At 70.5% G+C, this 20072-nt stretch carries 20 protein-coding genes and 1 pseudogene; 14 read left to right on the forward strand and 7 right to left on the reverse strand.

Annotated elements, in window-relative coordinates; all coding sequences use genetic code 11:
* Positions 1-12 precede the first annotated feature (12 nt).
* Positions 13-1110 carry an alpha/beta hydrolase-fold protein gene (locus HDA41_RS35635; protein WP_184991384.1) on the reverse strand — a complete coding sequence of 366 codons (1098 nt, stop codon included), beginning with the start codon at positions 1108-1110 and terminating at the stop codon, positions 13-15.
* A 91-nt stretch (positions 1111-1201) separates the two neighbouring features.
* Here HDA41_RS35635 and HDA41_RS35640 point away from each other — a divergent pair, with 91 nt between their 5' ends.
* The 3 genes from HDA41_RS35640 to HDA41_RS35650 are packed head-to-tail and all read left to right on the forward strand — an operon-like array spanning position 1202 to position 3540.
* Entirely contained in the window at positions 1202-1414 is a 213-nt protein-coding gene (locus HDA41_RS35640) for an MbtH family protein (protein WP_086599049.1), read from the forward strand.
* A 6-nt stretch (positions 1415-1420) separates the two neighbouring features.
* Positions 1421-3019 carry an amidohydrolase gene (locus tag HDA41_RS35645; RefSeq protein WP_184991386.1) on the forward strand — a complete coding sequence of 533 codons (1599 nt, stop codon included), beginning with the start codon at positions 1421-1423 and terminating at the stop codon, positions 3017-3019.
* Positions 3016-3540, forward strand: coding sequence for a GNAT family N-acetyltransferase (locus HDA41_RS35650; protein WP_184991388.1), 525 nt, complete (start codon positions 3016-3018; stop codon positions 3538-3540). Before HDA41_RS35645 ends, HDA41_RS35650 begins: the two co-directional genes overlap by 4 nt.
* A gap of 13 nt (positions 3541-3553) precedes the next feature.
* On the opposite strand, the gene argB is transcribed toward HDA41_RS35650, so the two are convergent.
* On the reverse strand, positions 3554-4462 hold the full coding sequence (gene argB / locus HDA41_RS35655) for an acetylglutamate kinase (protein WP_268251508.1): 909 nt from the start codon (positions 4460-4462) through the stop codon (positions 3554-3556).
* A 60-nt stretch (positions 4463-4522) separates the two neighbouring features.
* Positions 4523-4987 (reverse strand): isochorismatase family protein, encoded by a 465-nt coding sequence (locus HDA41_RS35660; RefSeq protein ID WP_311772175.1) that lies wholly within the window; start codon positions 4985-4987, stop codon positions 4523-4525.
* Between the two features lie 375 nt (positions 4988-5362).
* On the opposite strand from HDA41_RS35660, the gene HDA41_RS35665 reads away from it, so the two are divergent.
* Positions 5363-6235: an oxygenase MpaB family protein gene (locus HDA41_RS35665; RefSeq protein ID WP_184994021.1), complete on the forward strand. Its 873-nt coding sequence runs from the start codon at positions 5363-5365 to the stop codon at positions 6233-6235.
* Between the two features lie 259 nt (positions 6236-6494).
* Here HDA41_RS35665 and HDA41_RS41880 read toward each other — a convergent pair.
* From HDA41_RS41880 to HDA41_RS35685, 4 genes and pseudogenes are all read right to left on the reverse strand, one after another.
* Positions 6495-6704 (reverse strand): annotated as a pseudogene (locus HDA41_RS41880) (substrate-binding domain-containing protein); the annotation flags it as partial.
* A 528-nt stretch (positions 6705-7232) separates the two neighbouring features.
* The gene (locus HDA41_RS35675; protein ID WP_184991392.1) at positions 7233-8510 is read right to left on the reverse strand and encodes an MAB_1171c family putative transporter; all 1278 of its coding nucleotides are present in this window, start codon (positions 8508-8510) and stop codon (positions 7233-7235) included.
* Positions 8507-9019: an ImmA/IrrE family metallo-endopeptidase gene (locus HDA41_RS35680; RefSeq protein ID WP_184991402.1), complete on the reverse strand. Its 513-nt coding sequence runs from the start codon at positions 9017-9019 to the stop codon at positions 8507-8509. Before HDA41_RS35680 ends, HDA41_RS35675 begins: the two co-directional genes overlap by 4 nt.
* Positions 9020-9496 (reverse strand): helix-turn-helix domain-containing protein, encoded by a 477-nt coding sequence (locus HDA41_RS35685; RefSeq protein WP_184991404.1) that lies wholly within the window; start codon positions 9494-9496, stop codon positions 9020-9022.
* Positions 9497-9861: 365 nt separating this feature from the next.
* On the opposite strand from HDA41_RS35685, the gene HDA41_RS35690 reads away from it, so the two are divergent.
* From HDA41_RS35690 to HDA41_RS35735, 10 genes are read left to right on the forward strand one after another with little or no spacing between them, the layout of a single operon-like run.
* Positions 9862-10350, forward strand: coding sequence for a PhzA/PhzB family protein (locus HDA41_RS35690; RefSeq protein ID WP_184991406.1), 489 nt, complete (start codon positions 9862-9864; stop codon positions 10348-10350).
* Positions 10351-10379: 29 nt separating this feature from the next.
* Positions 10380-11552: a 3-deoxy-7-phosphoheptulonate synthase gene (locus HDA41_RS35695; protein WP_184991408.1), complete on the forward strand. Its 1173-nt coding sequence runs from the start codon at positions 10380-10382 to the stop codon at positions 11550-11552.
* A 22-nt stretch (positions 11553-11574) separates the two neighbouring features.
* Positions 11575-12198, forward strand: a complete 624-nt coding sequence (locus HDA41_RS35700) for an isochorismatase family protein (protein WP_184991410.1) — start codon at positions 11575-11577, stop codon at positions 12196-12198.
* Complete coding sequence (locus HDA41_RS35705) at positions 12195-14072, forward strand: anthranilate synthase family protein (protein ID WP_184991413.1); 1878 nt, start codon at positions 12195-12197, stop codon at positions 14070-14072. The genes HDA41_RS35700 and HDA41_RS35705 overlap by 4 nt, the downstream gene beginning before the upstream one ends.
* The gene (locus HDA41_RS35710) at positions 14069-14932 is read left to right on the forward strand and encodes a PhzF family protein (protein ID WP_311772176.1); all 864 of its coding nucleotides are present in this window, start codon (positions 14069-14071) and stop codon (positions 14930-14932) included. Before HDA41_RS35705 ends, HDA41_RS35710 begins: the two co-directional genes overlap by 4 nt.
* A 31-nt stretch (positions 14933-14963) precedes the next feature.
* Entirely contained in the window at positions 14964-15611 is a 648-nt protein-coding gene (gene phzG / locus HDA41_RS35715) for a phenazine biosynthesis FMN-dependent oxidase PhzG (protein WP_184991415.1), read from the forward strand.
* A gap of 26 nt (positions 15612-15637) precedes the next feature.
* Positions 15638-17284, forward strand: coding sequence for an amino acid adenylation domain-containing protein (locus HDA41_RS35720; protein ID WP_221511677.1), 1647 nt, complete (start codon positions 15638-15640; stop codon positions 17282-17284).
* Between the two features lie 42 nt (positions 17285-17326).
* A complete protein-coding gene (locus HDA41_RS35725; protein WP_184991417.1) occupies positions 17327-18406 on the forward strand; it encodes a ketoacyl-ACP synthase III family protein in 1080 nt (359 codons plus the stop codon).
* Positions 18403-18696: a phosphopantetheine-binding protein gene (locus HDA41_RS35730; protein WP_184991419.1), complete on the forward strand. Its 294-nt coding sequence runs from the start codon at positions 18403-18405 to the stop codon at positions 18694-18696. The genes HDA41_RS35725 and HDA41_RS35730 overlap by 4 nt, the downstream gene beginning before the upstream one ends.
* A 20-nt stretch (positions 18697-18716) precedes the next feature.
* Positions 18717-20072 (forward strand): FAD-binding oxidoreductase, encoded by a 1356-nt coding sequence (locus tag HDA41_RS35735; RefSeq protein ID WP_230299511.1) that lies wholly within the window; start codon positions 18717-18719, stop codon positions 20070-20072.

The following is a 20072-nucleotide window of genomic DNA, read 5'->3' on the forward strand; positions in this document are numbered from 1 at the left end:
GCCCGCGGACAATCACCCGGATCCCAGTGCCCAGGCGACATCCCTCAGCAGGGCATGCCGCCACCCCACCCGATCGTGGCCGGAGGCCGACCGCGAAACCCGCACGGCCGCCCCGGCCCGCTCGGCCACAGCCTCCACCGCCTCGCAATGCGGCAGCATCCGCGTCTCGTGTTCCCCCACATCGAACGCGACCCGAAGCCCCGACAGATCCGCCCCCTCCCGCAGCCGCGCGGCGATCGCACCACCCACCGGCCCCCCCAACGGGTCCGCCGTCCCCATCGCATCGGACGTCCACCAGAACGACCCCGACTGACAGGCCACCCGCGACACCAGCTCCGGAAACTCCAGCGCCGCGTACACCGCACTCAATCCCCCGAGGCTCTGCCCGGCGACCACCAACCGGTCGAGGTCGGCACGGACCCCGGACTCCGCCACCAGCGGCAGCAGTTCGTCCCGGACCGCCTCCCACAGTTCGGGCCGGCACGCGAACTCGGCCTCCCTGTCCTTGGCCGGCAGGAAGAGGAGGGTGACCGGCGGCATCTCCCCACCGGCGACCGCCGAGTCGAACGCGGTCATGGCCGGGTGCAGATACAGCCAGTCGTCCCCGTCGAGCAGCAGCACCACCGGTCCGCCGCCGCCCGCCGGATGGACGCGTACGGTCCGCCGTCCGCCCAGCCGTTCACTGGCCCAGCGGATCCGCGTGCGGGGGAGGGGCAGCACTCCGTCGGCGCCGACAGCGGGCCAGTGCGGCTGGGCCGGCGCGTCCGGCGTCCCGGCGATGGACCGGTCACCGCCGGCCCCGGCCGGGTTGAGCGGATCGGCGTACGCCTCCTCGCCCACGCGGAACCGGTACGTCACCCGCAGCCGGGCGGGCATGGGCACCTCGGCGTACCAGCAGTCCGTCTCACCGAACCGGGCCAAGGGCACGGGCTCGGACCAGCTCTCGAAGTCGATGAGCGCCGCGTCGGGCCCACGCCACAGGAAGAGGGTCACCCAGCCGTCGCCGTCGGGTATCGACGCGGGTGTCCGCGCGGCCGCCCAGAACTCGTCGGTGCCGGGTGTGCCGGGCAGTCCGAACGCGGCGAACGTGTCTTCCCCCACCAACCTCATTGCACGTCTCCTTGTGGAGCGGAAAGCGAGAAGGCTAAGCTCACTTGCGATTAGGCGAGCCTAACCTAATTTTCACAGGAGGCACCGGCACATGAGCACCAACCCCTTCGACGACGCCGACGGCCGTTTCCTCGTCCTCGTGAACGACGAGGGCCAGCACTCGCTCTGGCCGTCCTTCGCGGACGTGCCCGGGGGGTGGACGATCGCCTTCGAGGAGAACACCCGCGAGGCCTGCCTGGAGTACGTCGAGGCCAACTGGACCGACCTGCGCCCCCGTTCCCTCGCCGAGTCCATGGACGCCTGACACCCGATGCTCTGCACCAGACTGACGAACGCCCGTTTCGTCACCATGGATCCGGCCCACCCCGTCGCCCACGACCTGGGCATCTGGCGGGGCCGGATCGTGGGCCTGGACGAGGCCGTGACCGGGCTGCCCGCACGGGAGGTGATCGATCTTCAGGGCGCCACCGTGCTGCCCGGGTTCATCGACGCCCATGTGCATCTGGCCTGGACCGGCTTCAAGCAGAACACGCCGAGCATCGCGGGCCGCACGCGGATCGACGACGTGCTGGCCGTCGTGGAGGAAGCCGTCCTCCAAAAGGGCGCGCCCGGCGCCTGGGTGAACATCGCCGGCTACGACCAGCGGACCCTGGGCCGTCATCTGACCGCCGCCGAACTGGACCGGGTGAGCCACGGGCACAAGGTGTTCGTGCTGCACGACTCCGGACACGGCTGCGTCGTCAACACCGCCGTCCTGGACCTGCTCCCGGCCGGTGTCCCGCACGAGAACGGCTTCCTCGCCGAAGGCGCGATGGGCGCCGCCCGCGCACTGCGCCTGCCGCACTCCCAGGAGGAACTCGCCGAGGCGATCGGACGCGCGGCCCGGACCTGCGTAGCCGAAGGCGTCACCGCCTGCGCCGAGGCAGGCATCGGCGGCACTCTCTTCGGGCACAGCCCGGTCGAACTCGGCGCCTACCAACTCGCCCGCGAAAAAGGCCTGTTGCCGCTGCGGGTGCAGCTCATGGTCGCCGCTGACCGGCTGCGACCGGTCGGCGCGCACGAGGCCGACGGCATTCCCAGGGCCCTCGACCTCGGCCTGCGCACCGGCTTCGGTGAGGACTGGCTCTCCGTCGGCGCCCTGAAGATCTACACCGACGGCGGCATGATGGCCCGTACCGCCGCGCTGAGCAGCCCCTACGAAGGGCTGGACCACACGGGCCAGTTGCAGGACGAGCCGGAAACGCTCACCGAGACGATCGTGGCCGGCCACCTCGCCGGCTGGCAGCTCGCCGTGCACGCCATCGGCGACCGCGCGGCCGATGTCGTCCTCGACGCCCTGGAACGGGCCCAGCGCCTGCGCCCGCGCCACGGCGTCCGGCACCGCGTCGAACACGCGGGCCTCATCCGCCCCGACCAGCTCTCGCGCTTCGCGCGGCTCGGTGTGAGCGCGGTCGTCCAGCCCAACTTCCTGCGCTACTTCGGCGACGACTACGCGGCGATCATGGGCGAGGAGCGGGCGCCGTGGCTGTACCGGGGCAAGGGATTCCTGGACCACGGCATCACCCTGGTCGGCAGCTCCGACCGGCCGGTCACCGACGGATCCCCGCTGCGGGCCGTCCAGTTCATGGTCGAGCGCGCCTCCGAGTCCGGCCAGGTGATCGGCCCCGACGAGGCAATCACCGTGGACGAGGCGCTGCGCGCCTACACCGTCGCCGGTGCCTATGCCTGCCACTGGGAGGACAGTATCGGCAGCCTCTCCCCGGGCAAGCGCGCCGACCTGGTCGTGCTCGGCGACGACCCGCGGCGTGTCGACACCTCCCGCATCGGCGACATCGAGGTGGTGGCGACCTACGTCGACGGTCGCGATCGCGGCGACGGCGGACCTGAAAGCGGGGAAGGGAAGCGTTGAACACGGCCACGCCGCGCACCGCACCGCCGTTGCCGTGTGCTCCTGTCACGGCGATCTGCGTCGTACGCCCCGCCCGTCCCGAGGACGCCGCCGCACTCGCCGCCCTGTCCCAACCCTTCGTGACCTCAGGGGAGTTACGCCGGCGACCCGTCGCGCTCTACGCCGCCCACGCGGCCGATTTCCTCGTGGCCGAGGGACCCGGCGGAGCCTTGGAGGGCTGCCTGGCTCTGCGCGTCCACGCGGCCGACGCGGAAGGGGGCCGCGGCCCCGCGGGCGTGCTCTACAACTTCTGCGTGGCCCGGCACCGGCAGGGCAGCGGGCTGGGAGGCCGGCTGTTGCGTGCCGTGCTGGCCACGGCGCGCGCCCAGTCGGTGGGCTGCCTGTTCACCGCGACGGTCGGCAGCGGCGGCCTCTTCCTGCGGCACGGGTTCGCCCCGGCCGGCGTGCGCCTCGCGCCGCCGGTCTGGGCGACGTCCCTGGACCCGCGCCGCAACGCTCGCGTCCTCGCGCGACCCCTGTGACGGCGTCGGATCCTCAGGCGGAACGAGCCCCGGCGCACGGGATGCCGGAGCCGTGCTCCGGCAGAACCAGGGTGCCGGGGCTGTTCCGGCCCAGTACGCCCCGCAGCAGTGCGTGCGGCACGCGGCCGTCGAGCACGTGCGCCCTGCGTACACCGCCACGGACGGCCCGCAGACACCCCTCCATCTTCGGCAGCATCCCGGCCGCCAGCCTCGGTAGCAGCGCGGCCAGTTCCTCGACGGTCAGCCGCTCGATCACCTCGGTGCTGTGCGGCCAGTCGGCGTACAGTCCCGCCACGTCGGTGAGCACCACCAGGCGGGCGGCGCCGAGGGCCACGGCCAGCGCCGACGCCGCCAGATCGGCGTTCACGTTGTACACCTGCGCGTCCTCACCCCGGGCCACGGGGGAGACCACCGGAATGTGCCCCTGCTCCAGGAGCGTGCGCACCGCGCGCGGATTCACGTCGACGACGTCCCCGACCAGGCCGATGTCCACCGCCCGGCCGTCCACCCAGGCCGGCCGCCGTACGGCCGTCATGGTGTGCGCGTCCTCGCCCGTCATCCCCACGGCGAGGGGGCCATGGGCGTTGATGTGACCGACCAGCTCCCGCTGGACCCGGCCCGTCAGCACCATGCGCACCACGTCCATGGTCTCCGGAGTGGTGACCCTGAGACCCGCCTCGAAGCGGGTCTCCAGACCGAGGCGGTCGAGCATCGCGCTGATCTGCGGTCCGCCGCCGTGCACGACGACCGGGCGCAGGCCCGCGCGCCACAGTTCCACGACGTCGCGGGCGAACGTCCGCTGAAGGGCGGGGTCCACCATGGCGTGGCCGCCGTACTTGACGACGACGGTGCTGCCCCGGAGTTCCTCCGGTGGGTGGAGCTCTTCGGTGGAGCAGGTCGCGACCTGGTCGGCTCGGGTCACGCTCACGGATGCACTCCATTCATGGGCAGGCCAGGACCTCGACGGGCAGGGGGAGCGTCGTCACGCCTTCCGCCGCTCCTTGTGGAAGAGCAGGCCGCGCAGCAGGGAGTCCGTCGTGCAGACCACGCCGCTGCGCGCGGCCCATCGAAGGGCCAGGGAGTGTTCCTCGGCGGAGATGTCGGCCACCGCGTCGGCGACGACGAACGGCTGGATGTCGTTCATGAAGGCGTCCGCCGCCGTCAGCAGGACGCCGAAATGTGCGTGCACCCCGTAGATGATCAGCTGGTCGCGGCCCCCAGAGCGCAGCAGTCTGCCGAGATGGCCGCGCAGGAAGGCGTTGTGCCGCACATTGGCCAGCAGGTGCTCGCCGGGGCGGGGCCTGAGGGGCGCGATGATCGCGGCGGCGTCCGGCTCGTCCCCGATGCCTGGCCCCCAGGTCGGCGACCAGACCCCGCGTGCCCGGCGGCTGTCCGGCCGGCTCCGCGCCGAAGACGACCGGCAGGCCCAGGGCGTCGGCGAGTTCACGCAGCGCCACGATGTTGTCGACGAGTTCCACCACGGTGGAGCGCCCCGCCGGGAGCGCCCCGACGAAGTGGTTCTGCATGTCGTGCACCAGCAACGCCGCACGTGCCGGATCGATCTGCCAGGAGACGTGCGTGCGGGGGAGGCAGGAACGATCCGGCATCGGGTACGAGTCGATGGCCGGCAAGCCCACGGCGGTTCCCTCCCCTGACGACGCACCGCACGGATCCGAACTCCCGAGATTTTCTTAGTTTAGCCTAACCTAATTAAAAGTCGCTGGACTCCGTGCTCTGCGTCGCGGCGCCGTCCCGCGAAGGTGCGACAACGCCGCCATCTGTTCCGCCGCGGACGCCGACGGCGCACAATAGGACCGTGGGCATGGACGTCCGCGTGGTTTCCGGCGTGCGGGCCAGGCTCGGCGAGGCGCTCTTCAGTCGTGTCGCGGGGCCGGACGGTCCCGCCAACCGGGCTCGCATCCACACCACCCCGGGGCCGCGATGGTTCGGCGCGGAACGGCCCATCCGCGTCGTGCACGGCGACGCCTCGATGTTCATCGGTGGCCTGCGCGCCCTGCTGCTGCAATCCCTGCACCCGCTGGCCATGGCCGCCGTGGCCGCGCATTCCGGATACCGCGGTGACCCCTGGGGGCGGTTGCAGCGCACGAGTACGTTCCTCGCCGTGACGACCTTCGGAACCGCCGAAGACGCCCGCAGCGCCGTCGAACGGGTCCGCGCGATCCATGAGCGGGTCAAGGGGGTGTCAGCCGAGGGCGAGTCCTACTGGGCGGCCGATCCCCACCTCCTCGAGTGGGTGCACGTCGCCGAGACGGACAGCTTCCTGCGCGCCCACGAGCGCTTCGGGGCCCGGCCCCTCGCATCCACCGACTACGACGCCTACGTGGCGGACACGGCGAAGGTGGCGACGGCCCTCGGGGTGCCGGACCCGCCACGGACGCGGGCGGAGCTCCAAGCCCGCCTGGCCGCGTACCGTCCGGAACTCCGTGCCACCCCGCAGTGCCGGGAGACCGCGCGCTTCCTGCTGCTCCAGCCACCGCTGCCGCTTGTCGCCCGGCCCGCCTACGCTCTGCTCGCCGCCAACGCGGTGACGTCCCTCCCGGAGTGGGCCCGCAGGCTGCTGGGGCTTCCGCGCGTCCCCGTGTTCGAGGACATCGCGGTGCCGCTCACCGGCCATGTCCTGACCAGGGCGATCAGGTGGAGCATGAATCCCCCGCCGTCGGGCGCCGTCCGGTGAGAATCACAGAGCACATCGCCAGTGAAGAGACACGTCGTCATCCACGCGTTCACGGTGCGCCGGAGGCGAAGGGGCACGACCGAGGTCCGTTGTGAGGACGGAGCTGCAGGGCGGGCGGCGCCGGGGCGGTGGAGGCCCGGACGACGAGCCGGACGGCCGGCTCCACGCGGTGGCCGTCCAGGGACCCTCCCGCGGCGCGTCGGACGCAGAGCGAGCAGCGCGGCGCGTCCGGCCCCGGCGAAGCGCCGGCGGACGGTGGTCAGGGGTGGGACGGAGGTACGGGATGCGGGAGTGTCGTCGAAGCCGCCACGCTGATGGCCTCAGGCACCCGCGGTCCGCACACCCGGGCGGCCTCGATGACGCAGAGCGCCGCCTCGTCGTTGGCGGAGAAGACAGCGGTCGGAGGGTCTTCCGGGGCGGTTGATTCCGGCACCGGTGAGCGACGCTCGCGACACCGGCACCATGCCTTGGCCCGTGACTGGTCTGGATCTTGGGTGGCAGCAGCTGGTGCCGGCCATGGTCTTGCCGTGAGTCGAAGTCATGGAATGCACGATGCCGCCCGGCCTGCTCCCAGGCTCGGCCCAACCAGCCCCCAGCGCCCGCTTCCACGGTTGCGGGTCACTCCTCTCACGTTGGCAGCGCGGGCGCGGGGCGGCACCGAGGGTCAAGTCGGTCTCGTCTGGAGCCGTCCGCGTTGGCGGCCGGCCGACCTCGGTGTGCTGGTGGGCTTCGTCGATCAGCTCCTCGTCCGCGGTGCCGTGGACGACCGACGACGAAGTGGTCGCCCACCGGCGCCCCCCGAGAGTCAGGCACCCCAAGGTGATGGAGGAACCGTCGATGAGAGGTGGGCGGGTCAGGGCGCGGGTGTGATGGGGGCTCCCGCGTCGCAAGGAGCCTTCGCCAACACGGCCTGCCGCGGACCGAAGAATGATGGTCGGCCACTGGTGACAAACCAACGGACCGTGCCGCGTTCATCACAGGAGCGGGACTCTGCTGATCAAGCCGCTGCGCCAGACCCGTGTGCCGCGCAGACTCGTTCCGGATCCCCGCCACCTTGTACTTCCCGCCTCATCTCGTCCGATCTCCAGTACCAGCTGTTGGACGCGATCATCGACCTCAACTCGCACCAGATAGCCAGCAGTTCGGTGACCTCGCTGTCCAGGTCCGAATCGGCGGAACCTGTGGCTCGAGGCAGTCTCATGTCTGAGCAGGAGGGTTGCCCCCCTGGCAGGCGGTTCAGGGCCGTGCTGATGGCCACAGCGGCAGTGACCGACCGGATGGCGCCCTCGCTCAAGCCGGACTTGCGGGCAAACGCCTCCGCCCGGACGACCGAGGTGCAGTCGGCATATGGAAGCAGGGCGAGTTGCCCGTCCCTGATCTCGATCACGCGTCGGTAGAGCCGGTACTCCAGCTCCCTGACTGTTGCGAAGTCGTAGATCCTGCGACCGGGCGGGGAGAGCGCGATTTCCGGAATGGCCTGATGCATCGTCGCCCATAGGGAGTGGAGGCGGTGATAGGCAAGGAACCTCACGCACCAGTCGTACGCGGGCTGAAGGCGAGGCGCCCAGCCGGGAAAAGTGAAACCCACGATGGTGAGGAACGCTCCGGTGTTCCCGAAAAGCCACGACAACTCGTTGCGGTGCGGTAAATCGACCCCGAACAGCGATCCAAACAGGTTTCCCAACCTGATCGCACTGTATCCGAGTGTCAGACAGGCGCCCACCGCGAGGAATTGGAGGCCGGCCCTGAGGTGCGGGTTCCCCGTCTCCTTGGCGCTCTTCCACGACGTACGGGCGATGATGACCTCGCCACTCGTGTATACGCCGATGTAAATCAGGAGGTAGGTGAAGTAATAGGCGGAGTGCCCCTCGTAGACGCTGAAGTCCTCGGGGTGCCGGACCAAGGGTTCGAGGTTGACGAAGAGAATCGTCGTCGCGGCCAGAGTGAGACCGCACAGGACGATCCGGGTCCGGGCCTTCCTGCGGGCGATGGCCGGAGGGTGGTTCCAGTACTGGAGGGTGATCTGCTGGCCGAAGACGAGGCAGATGACGCCGCTCGAGGCCAGCAGGGCGGTGATGTTGGGAACGCCGATCAAGGAGTCCAGGCGTATCCAGACCGCGGGAACCAGAAGCGTGAAGCTGATCCCGGACAGGCCGAACGTGACGCACAGGTAGCGGAGCGCCGGATCGTCCCTGTTGCGGCGGTAGGAATTCAGCATGTAGCAGAAGCCGATCCATGCCGCCACGCTGCAGAACACGTGCAGGAACGTGATCACGGCGCGGTCCGCCGGTTCCGGAGTAGAGTCCTCTCGATGCGCCTGATCATGTGCACGGGGGTCTTGGTTCTGCTCGCTTCGCCCCGTCGGCGTTTCATCCGGTACATGAGGAGTGAAGCGATGATTTCGGCTTCCTGCTCCTCCACCGCGTCATAACGGGACCGGTGCAGTACACGGAGAATCATCTCCGGCGCGAGATTCGGCATCAACCGGGAGGTCAAGTCGGAGATGTCGTTGTCGCACCGGTGGTCGCACAGGATGTGTCCCAGTTCATGTGCGATGACATGGTCCTTGTGTAATTGACTCGCCCGGCTGTCGTGGAAAATGTAGTCGATCCTCCCTGTCGACAGCCATAAACCGCTGGGGGAGCCCGCGGGAAGGGACATCTCCTGTAATAAGATCGGGCGACCGGTTTGCTCGCTGACTTTTCTGCAGAGATCTGCGATGGGGAGTGGCTCGGATGTGTCGATACTACGAACTATCTTCTCGCAACGTCGACGCAGGTTCATTCAAGCTCTTCCGTGGGGGGGTTTAGGCAAACTTTTGGTGCTGTTGCCGTCGCTGGTGTCCTTGGGAAGGCCCTCGAGGTCCCTGATCCGCTCGATGATGTCACTGATCGACTGAAGGCTCTCGGGTGACAGGCCGGCCGCGCGCAGCGCGATCCGCTGGACGCCGACATCGCGGAGGGAAACGAGGAATTCAAGCTCGGCGTCGACCTCTTCGGCTACTCGGTCATCGAAGAAGTACGCCGGTGGCACGCCGAAGAACTTGGCCAAGGCGCCGATGTGACGCAGCGTCGGATTGTTCCGCTGTCCGTTCCGGAGCAGCCAGATGTAGCTGCTGGAGATCGATACGCCAGTGGCCGAGATGACACGGGCGACCTCGTCCGTGCTGTACGGCCCGCGCCCGGCTGGTGCGACCGTGTGGAACAGGTGGTTCAGCCGGTCGGCGAAGGTGGGAGCGGTGTCGGGAGCCGTGTCAGTCATGGCTGCCCCTCTCTTCTTTTGGTCCTCGGCCCTTCCCCCGCAATGGCTGCCAGCATAGCTCTCCACTAGTGTGGATACTCGATGTGATCGCCGTCCATGTCAGTTGACAACCACTCGACGGCTCTCCTAGCGTTCAACGGCAGCGAGTTGGACAGCTCCGTGGCCCTCGAGTCGTCGGGAGGGCCAGGCGTATCGGCCGGTCGGTCGAGGGGTGTGTGCCGCAGCGCAGCGGATCAGGAGCTGGGGCACAGCCACACAGGTGTGGTCATCGACGTTCCTCTTCCCTCGATCAGGCCGTCCGTCCTTCCCCGCTAGTGCACGGCGCCACCCCGCATTCCTTTCCCCTCACTCGTTGGAGGACACGTATGTCGGACGTCGCGCAGTCCCAGGGATTCACCGACCGGCAGGAACTCCGCCGGCTCAACCGGGCGACGGTCGAGCGGTACATGAACACCAAGGGCAAGGACCGGCTGGAGCGGCATCTGCTGTTCACGGAGGACGGCGTCGGCGGTCTGTGGACCACCGACACCGGGTCGCCCATCGCCATCAAGGGCCGGGACAGGCTCGCTGAGCACGCCGTGTGGTCCCTGCGGTGCTTCCCCGACTGGGAGTGGTACAACGTCCAGATCTTCGAGACCGACGACCCCAACCACCTGTGGGTGGAGTGCGACGGGCACGGCAAGATCCTTTTCGAGGGGTATCCCGAGGGCTACTACGAGAACCACTTCCTGCACTCCTTCGAACTGGTGGACGGGAAGATCAGGCGGCAACGCGAGTTCATGAACCCGTTCGAGCAGCTGCGCGCACTTGGTATCCCCGTACCGGAGATCAAACGCGCGGGCATCCCCACCTGACCTCGTCCTGTCGCTGTCTGGAGACCCCTGTGCAGGAAGTCCTGAGTGACATCCGCGGCCTCGAGGCGTTACAGCAGCCCGAGTGGCCCGACCCTTTCGAAGCGGACCGCACACGGTCGGAACTGGCCGACCGCCCCCCACTCGTACGCCCCGCAGACCTCCTCACCCTGCGCGCACTGCTCGCCCGGGTCGCCGCGGGCGAGGCCCTGGTGGTACAGGCCGGCGACTGCGCCGAAGATCCCGGCGAACGCACGCACGGCGACGTCGCGCGCAAGGCCGCCCTCCTGGAGGTGCTGGCCGGGACCCTGCGGATGAGCACGGCCAAGCCGGTCCTGCGGGCCGGGCGCATCGCGGGCCAGTTCGCGAAGCCCCGCTCCCGCCCCACCGAGACCCTGAACGGCGGGGAAGTCACCTCCTACCGCGGCCACTTGGTCAACGCCCCCGAACCCGATCCGGAAGCGCGGCGCCCCGACCCGCGCCGTCTCCTGGCCGGCTACCGGGCCGCCGAGGAGATCATGGGGCACCTCGGATGGCGGGGGCCCGCCGGGGACCCCCTCATCGTGCCACCGGTCTGGACGAGTCACGAGGCACTCCTGCTCGACTACGAACTGCCCCTGCTCCGCGAGGACGGCGAGGGCCGCCTTTTCCTCGGCTCCACCCACTGGCCCTGGATCGGAGAACGCACCCGCCAGGTCGACGGCGCCCACGTCGCCCTGCTCTCGCGCGTGATCAACCCGGTGGCGTGCAAGGTCGGACCCCGCACCACACCGGACGAACTCGTCGCCCTGTGCCGACGACTCGATCCGCTGCGCGAACCGGGCCGACTCACCCTCATCGCACGCATGGGATCCGACCGGGTCGCCGCGTGCCTGCCTCCCCTGGTGTCAGCCGTGCGCGGCGAAGGACACCCCGTCATCTGGCTGACCGACCCCATGCACGGCAACACGGTCACGGCGCCGGGCGGGACCAAGACCCGGCGCGTCACAGCGGTCTCGGAGGAAGTGGCGCGCTTCCAGGAGGTCGTCACCGCCATGGGAGGCACCTGCGGCGGCCTGCACCTGGAGACCACCCCCGACGACGTCACCGAGTGCATCTCGACCGAGGCCGATCTTGACCGGGTCGGCGACAAGTACACGAGCCTGTGCGACCCGCGCCTCAACCCCCGTCAGGCCGTTTCGGTGCTGTCCGTCTGGAACTCCTGAACCCCGACGCGCGAGGAAGACCATGCCTGGTATACCGCCGATCGAACCGTACTCCCTGCCCTCCGCCGCCGAGTTGCCCGTCAACCTGGTCGACTGGAAGGCCGACCCGGACCGCGCCGTGCTGCTCGTCCACGACATGCAGCGCTACTTCCTGGCCCCGCTGCCGGACAGCACCCGCGCACAGCTCGTCGACAACGCGGCGGCACTGCGCGACCAGTGCGCCGCAGCCGGTGTCCCCGTGGCCTACACGGCCCAGCCCGGCGGCATGACCGAGCAACAGCGCGGTCTGCTGAAGGACTTCTGGGGCCAGGGCATGCGCCCGGAGCCGGCCGACCGCGAGATCGTCGCCGAACTCGCGCCCGCGGCGGGGGACTGGCTCCTGACCAAGTGGCGCTACAGCGCGTTCTTCGACTCACCGCTGCTCGACCTCCTCCGCGACAGCGGCCGGGACCAGCTGATCCTGTGCGGGGTCTACGCGCACGTCGGCGTCCTGGCGACCGCCGTCGAGGCGTTCTCCCACGACATCCAGCCCTTCCTGGTCGGTGACGCGGTCGCCGACTTCTCCGCACGGCACCACCGCATGGCGCTCGGCTACGCCGCAGAACGCTGCGGAAAGATCGTCACGGCGAAGGAGATCTTCGAGTGAGCACCGACCTGCTCGACGACATCCTGACGAACCGGGCGGGCGCCTACGCGCTGCTGCACCGCCCGGAGGCCGCGGGCCCGGACACACTCGACGTGCTCGTCGGCGAGGTGACGACACCCGCCGCACTGGCCGACCTCCCCCTCGCGGAGACCGGTGACCCAGCTCCCGGCGGCCCGCGTCACGAGGTGCTCGCCGTGATCCCCTACCGGCAGATCACCGAACGCGGCTACCCCGCCCCCGACGACGGGTCCCCGCTGATCGCCCTCAGCGTCACCGAGGCCCGGCAGCTCCCTCTCGTCACCGCGCTGGCCCGCCTCCCGAAGGTCCCCACCGCGCTGCGCGACGGCCACTTCGATCTGGACGACGAAACGTACGAAGGGATCGTCCGCACCATCGTCGACGAAGCCATCGGCACCGGGAAAGGCGCGAACTTCGTCATCAAGCGTTCCTTCGTCGCGGACATCACCGGCTACGGACCGCACAGCGCGCTCTCCTTCTTCCGCCGTCTGCTGCAGCACGAGACGGGCGCGTACTGGACCTTCCTCATCCACACGGGAGAGTGGACCTTCGTCGGCGCCTCGCCCGAACGCCACATCAGCGTGGACGCCGGCCGAGCTGTGATGAACCCGATCAGCGGCACGTACCGCTATCCGGCCGCCGGCCCGGCCCTGCCCGAGGTCCTGGCCTTCCTCGCCGACCGCAAGGAGACCGACGAGCTGTACATGGTCGTCGACGAGGAACTCAAGATGATGGCCCGGATCTGCCCGGAGGGCGGCCGGGTGACCGGCCCGCACCTCAAGGAGATGGCCAGTCTCGCCCACACCGAGTACTTCATCGAGGGCCGTACCGACCTGGACGTGCGCGACATCCTGCGCGAGACCCTGTTCGCTCCGACGGTGACCGGATCACCGCTGGAAAGCGCCTGCCGCGTCATCACCGACCACGAGCCGCAGGGACGGGGCTACTACAGCGGGGTCGCCGCGCTGATCGGCCGGGACGCCCAGGGCCGCCGAGCCCTCGACTCCGCCATCCTCATCCGTACGGCGGACATCGACCGTTCGGGCCGGGTGCGCATCGGGGTCGGCGGCACTCTGGTGCGCCATTCCCGACCGGCCGAGGAAGCAGCCGAGACACGGGCCAAGGCGGCCGGGCTGGTGGCCGCGCTGGAGGCGGGCGGCCCGCAGGGCTTCGCCGCCCACCCCCGCGTCCGCGCCGAGCTGGCGCGGCGCAACGACGCCATCTCCGACTTCTGGCTGCGCGACGCGGCCCACCGCGCCGCACCGCACCGGGACCTCGTCGGCCGCCGCGCACTGGTGGTCGACGCCGAGGACACCTTCACCGCGATGATCGGCCACCAGCTGCGCGCCCTCGGACTGGAGGTGTCCGTACGCCGCTTCGACGAGGAGTACGCCCTCGACGGCCACGACCTGGTGGTCATGGGACCGGGACCGGGGGATCCGACCGAGACCTCCGACCCCAAGGTGGCCCATCTGCACGCCGCGGTGCGCACGCTGCTCACCGCCGACCAGCCGTTCCTGGCGGTCTGCCTGAGCCATCAGGTGCTCAGCATGGCCCTGGGCTTCGAACTGGCCCGGCTCGCCGTCCCCAGGCAGGGACTGCAGAAGACCATCGACCTGTTCGGAGCGCGCGAGGACGTCGCCTTCTACAACACCTTCACCGCCCGCAGCGCCGAGGACAAGCGCGAGGTCGAGGGTGTCGGAGTGGTGGAGGTCAGCCGCGACCGACAGACCGGAGACGTGTACGCCCTGCGCGGGCCGCGGTTCGCGTCCCTGCAGTTCCACGCCGAGTCTGTGCTCACACTCGACGGACCGCGCATCCTGGCCGACGTCCTGCGGGACGTGCTCAACCGATGAGCGCACAGCGGGAGGACACCATGCACCACCCCTACGTCGTGGTCGACGCCTTCGCCGCCGAGGCGCTGAAGGGCAACCCGGTGGCCGTCTACCTCGAAGCCAACACCCTGAAGCCCGACCAGATGCAGCGCATCGCGAAGGAGATGAACCTCTCCGAGACCACATTCGTGCTGCGCCCGGAGAGGGGCGGAGACGCCCACGTCCGGATCTTCACACCGGTCAACGAACTCCCCTTCGCCGGACACCCGTTGCTGGGCACCGCCATCGCCCTCGGCAACCGCGGCACCGCGCAGCGGCTCACACTGGAGACCGCCATGGGCCCCGTCCCCTTCGAACTGACCCGGAAGAACGGGGTGGTGACCGAAGCGTGGATGCGGCAGCCGGTGCCCGTCTGGGAGCGGTTCGAGGAGCGGGACGCGTTGCTCGCCGCCCTGGGCGTGCGGGAGACCGCCCTGCCCGTGGAGATCTACCGCAACGGACCCCGCCATGTGCTGGTCGCCCTGGGCAGCGTCGACGAGCTCTCCGCCCTCGACCCCGACCACCGTGCGCTCGCGGCGTTCACCGACATGGCCGTCAACTGCATCGCCGGCGACGGGACGCGATGGCGGAGCCGGATGTTCTCGCCCGCGTACGGCGTGGTCGAGGACGCCGCCACGGGCTCCGCGGCCGGTCCCATCGCGATCCACCTGGCCCGTCACGGCGTGGCCAAGTACGGACAGCGCATCCAGATCACGCAGGGCGTGGAGATGGGCAGGCCCTCGACGATGCACGCCTGCGCCGAAGGCGACGGTGACGACGTCACCGGCGTCGAGGCAGGCGGTGAGGGCGTCGTCGTGATCGAAGGAACCCTGCACCTGTGACCGGCCACGACAGCCGCACCCGGAGGCGTACATGAGCAGTACGAGGTCCGAGTCCCTCACCGGGACCGTGGAACTGCCCTTCCCGGAGTTCACGGCACCCCCGTCCGACCCCCTGAAGCTGCTCGGGGAATGGCTGACCGAGGCCGAACACCACCACGTCCGCGAGCCCCGGGCGCTCGCGCTCGCCACGGCCGACGTCCACGGCCGCACGTCCTCGAGGACCGTCGTCGTGAACAGGCTGACCGGCACCGGGCTGCTCTTCACGACGCACCTGGGCAGCCGGAAGGGCCGGGACCTGGAACGCAATCCGTGGGCCTCGGGGGTGCTGTACTGGCGCGAGACGAGCCGTCAGATCACGGTCGCCGGCCCGGTCGAGCGGCTGTCCGACGCGGAAGCGGACGCCCTGTGGGCGGCCCGCCCCGTCTTCACGCACTCCATGTCGACCGCGTCACGCCAGAGCGAGCCCCTCGAAAGCCTCGACGACGTGGCCGCGCTGCGCGAGCGGGCCGCGCGGCTGGCACACAGCGGGCAGCCGCTGCCCCGCCCGGCGGCCTTCGTCGCCTACGAACTGTGCCCCGACGAGGTCGAGTTCTGGGCCAACGGCCACGACCGGCTGCACGAGCGGCTGCGATACGACCGGGCCGGTCAGGGCTGGAGCGTCACGAGACTCCAGCCCTGACCGTCCCGACCAGCGATCACCGACCGATGCCCGGGCACCTCATCGATACGGAACGCGAGAACCCCATGCAGGACCCGAACCTCCCGTCCCTCCGATTCCTCCACTCAGGCTTCCACGCCTCCGCACGACGCCACGCGGACCGCCCCGCCCTGTCGCTCGCCGGAGACAGCTGGACGTACGCCGAACTCGACCGTGTCGCGCGACAGTGGGCCGCCGCGCTGCTCCGGGTGAGCGCACGGCCGCGCCGCGTCGGCGTCCTCGGTCACCGCAGCCTCGTCACCTACGCGGGTTTCCTCGCGGCCCTCTACGCGGGCGCGGCGGCGGTGCCGCTCAACAAGAAGTACCCCGCGGCCCGCAACCAGGACATCGTGGAGCGGTCCGGCCTCGACGCCGTCCTCAGCGACGACGGAGCCGTCGCCCAGCTCGTCCCGTTGCTGAGCGCCCTGGGCGAGACCCCGCCGGTCCTGCTCCCGGAGACCGACGACGTGCCCTACGGGCTGCCGTCCGGGACGCGCGTGCTCACCAGGCGCGACATCGAGGGCGGCAGCCTCCTGCCCGAGCCGGTCTTCGGCGACCCCGACGACACGGCGTACCTGCTCTTCACATCGGGGTCCACGGGCCGGCCCAAGGGCGTACCGATCGCGCACGCCCACGTCACCTCCTTCCTGAGGGGCAACTCCGAGCGCTACGACTTCACCCCGGAAGACCGGTTCACCAACACCTTCGACCAGACCTTCGACCTGTCGGTCTTCGATCTGTTCATGGCCTGGGGCAGCGGGGGCTGCCTGGTGCCCATGGACGGCCCCGACCTGCGCTCCCCGGTGGACTTCGTCCGCGAGCGGGGCATCACGGTCTGGTTCTCGGTGCCCTCGGTCGCCGTACTGCAACAGCGCGGCGGCGCACTGGCGCCCGGCAGCATGCCCACACTGCGCTGGAGCCTGTTCTGCGGGGAGGCCCTCGCGGCGTCGGCGGCCGCCGCCTGGCAGGCCGCGGCACCCCACTCCGTGCTGGAGAACCTGTACGGGCCCACCGAGGCGACCATCGCCTGCATGGCGTACCGCTGGGACCCGCTGCGTTCCCCCGGCCTGTCGGTGAACGGCGTCGTCCCGATCGGCACGCCGTACCCGAGCATGGAAGCCGACCTTTTCGCCGAGGACGGCAGCGTGGTCCCCGACGGTGCCACGGGCGAGATCTGTCTGAAGGGGCCTCAGGTCTTCGAGGGGTACTGGCGGGACCCCGAGCAGACGCGGCGCAGCTTCCACACCAGGGCGGACGGCAGGTGGTACCGCACGGGCGACCTCGGACGCAGGGCCCCGGACGGCGCGTTCATCTTCCTCGGACGCCTCGACTCGCAGGTGAAGATCCTCGGCCACCGTGTCGAGACGGGCGAGGTGGAGGCACACCTGCGGCAGCAGGCGGGCGTCGACCAGGCCGTGGTCGTGGCCGTACCGGGCGAGGACGACAGCACCACCGTGCTCGCCGCGATCCTCTCCGGTCCGGACCCGGACGCCTACGCGATCGAGAAGGGCCTGCGCGACTCCCTGCCGCCCTACATGATCCCGTTCTCGTTCCACCTCGTGGACGACCTGCCGCTCAACGCCAACGGAAAGGTCGATCGCCGGGCACTGCGTGACCAGGTGCTCTCCGGAGAGCTCGAACCGCTTCCGCTCTGATCCGCCGGCAGCGCCGGTACCCACCCAGGAAAGGGACGCACAGTGAAGGTCGGCGACATACATCTCGCGGGCATCGGTACGTACCTGCCGCAGCGCACGCCCGTGGCGGAAGCGGTGGCCCGGGGCTGGTTCGAGGCGACCGCGGCGGAGGAGTCCGGCCTTGCCTCCGTCACCATCGAACCCGCCCTCTCCGCACCGGAGATGGCCGTCCGGGCCGCCCGGCAGGCCGTCGAGCACTCCGGCCACGGCCCCGGCGACTTCGCCGCCGTACTGCACAGCGGTGTCTACTACCAGGGTCCCGAAGGCTGGTCCGCCCCCCATTTCGTTCTGCACCGGACACTGGACCGGCCCATCCCCGCCTTCGAGGTGGGGCACGGCTGCCTGTCGGTGCTCACCGCCCTGCGCCTGGCCGCGGACATGCTGCGGCCCGGCTCGACGAAGGGGGAGGCGGTCCTCATCACGGCGGCGGACAACTTCTCCACCCCGCTGGTGGACCGGTGGAACGACTCGGAGCACGCCGTCTACGCGGACACCGGAGCCGCCCTCGTCGCCTCCACCCGCTGCGGCTTCGCACGGCTGAAGGCCGTGGGCTCCCGCTCTCTCCCCGATCTCGAGTCCATGCACCGCGGCGACGAGCCGCTGCTGCCTCCCGCGCGGCACCCCGAACGCCCCATGCTCGTCGGACCCCGACTGCGGGCATGGGCCGAGCGGCCCGGCGCCGGCCCGCACGACATGATCAACGCGGTGACCCGCTACGGCGAACTGGTCGCCGAGGTCGCCGACCGCACCCTGGACGAGGCCGGCGTCGACTGGGACGACATCGCCCGTGTCGCCCACATCGGCTTCAACGAGGACGCCCTGCACTCGCTCCTGCTCGACCCGCTCGGGGTGCCGACGAAGCTCGGCACCTGGGAGTACACCCGCACCATCGGCCACGCCAGCGTGGGCGACCTCGTCCTGGGCCTGGCACATCTGTGGACCACGGGCCAGGTCGGCAAAGGGGACCACGTGCTGCTCCTCGGGGCCACGGAGGGCATGGAGGCGGGCTGCGCGGTCGTCGAGATCACCGAGCCGGCCGGCAGTACTCCGGGCGGCGGGACGGAAGGGACGGCGCGGCGATGAGCGGCACACCGGCCTCAGGGCCCACCGTGACCATCGAGGACGTACGGGACGCCGTCGCCGCGGTCCTGCGGGTGGCGCCCGAAGACGTGGGAGACGACACCGACCTCGCGGACCTGGGGCTCGACTCGCTCCGCGTGATGCGACTGAGCGGTCGGTGGCGGCGACAGGGACTGGTGGCCGACTTCGCGGTCCTCGCCGCCGAGCCCACCGTACGTGCCTGGACGCGGTACCTCGCGGGCACGGCGACGGAACCGGACCGCCCCTGGCGGAACGGCGGCTCACCGCGGTGAGCGCGCAGCTTAGGAGCCAGGTGCGAGGAGCGGTACTCACCCCGGGCGACCAGGGCTTCGACGTCGGCTGCTCGGGCTTCCAGACCGCCTACCGCCACCGGCCCTCCGTCCTCGTGCGGGTCGCCGCCGCCGAGGACGTGGCGGCCGCGGTGCGGTACGCCGCCGACCGTGAGCTTCCCCTCGCGGTGCAGGCGACCGGCCACGGCCTGACCGTACCCACCGACGGCGGTGTGCTCATCGACACCTCGGCGCTGACCGGGGCGACGGTGGACCCGGCGACGCGCACCGCGCGGGTCGCGGCGGGCACGCGCGTCGGCGACGTCGTCGACGCCGCCACCCGCTACGGTCTCGCGCCTCTGAACGGCTCCTCCACGGACGTCGGCACGGTGGGCTACGTACTGGGCGGCGGTCTCGGCCTGCTGGCTCGCGAGTTCGGCTACGCGGCCGACCACGTGCGGTCCTTCGACGTCGTGACACCCGACGGCCGCACCCGGCGGGTGACGCCGGACACCGAACCCGAGCTCTTCTGGGCGCTGCGCGGGGGCGGCGGCACCCTGGCGGTGGTCACCGCCATGGAGATCGGCCTGGTCGCGGTCAGCAACCTGTACGGCGGCGAGCTGGTTTTCGACACGGCGCGGGTCCCACACCTGCTCGACGTCTACCGCGAGTGGATCCGCGTCCTGCCCAGGGAACTGACGTCCTCGGTGTCCCTGCTCTCCTACCCCGACGTGCCGGCCGTCCCCGTCGCCCTGCGGGGCCGCCATGTGACCCATGTGCGCATCGCGTTCCACGGAGACCCACGGAAGGGAGCGGAGCTGGTGGCTCCGTTGCGGGCCGCCGGTCCCACCCTCTCGGACAGCGTCGCCGTCATGCCGTACACCGAGTGCGGATCCATCTACCACGACCCGCCGTGGCCGCACGCCTACCTGGGGACCAACCACATGCTGCGGGAGTTCGGCCCGCAGGTGGTCCAAGCGGTGCGCGAAGCCGCACACCCGGACGCGCCGGGCCGCCAGGTGATCGACATCCGCCACCTGGGCGGGGCCCTGACCGACCCGCCCGACGTCCCGAACGCCGTGGGCCATCGCGACGCCCACTGTCTCGTGCGCGTGCTGTCCCCGCTGGCGGACACCAGCGAAGACCAGGCACGTGCGGCGCACCGCAAGCTCGAGGACGCGCTGGCACCGTGGCGCGTGGGGCGGTTCCTCAACTTCGTCTACGGCGGCCACCCGGACGGCGGCACCGAGGGGACGGCGCACGACGTGTGGGAACCGGCCGACCGGCTGCGCCTGGCCCGGCTGAAGGCCCGCCTCGACCCGGCGGACCTGCTGCGCTGCACCCTCACCCCGTCGGCACCCACCGCCGTGACCAGGTGA

This window comes from Streptomyces caelestis (assembly GCF_014205255.1).
In the GTDB taxonomy this organism is placed as follows: domain Bacteria; phylum Actinomycetota; class Actinomycetes; order Streptomycetales; family Streptomycetaceae; genus Streptomyces; species Streptomyces caelestis.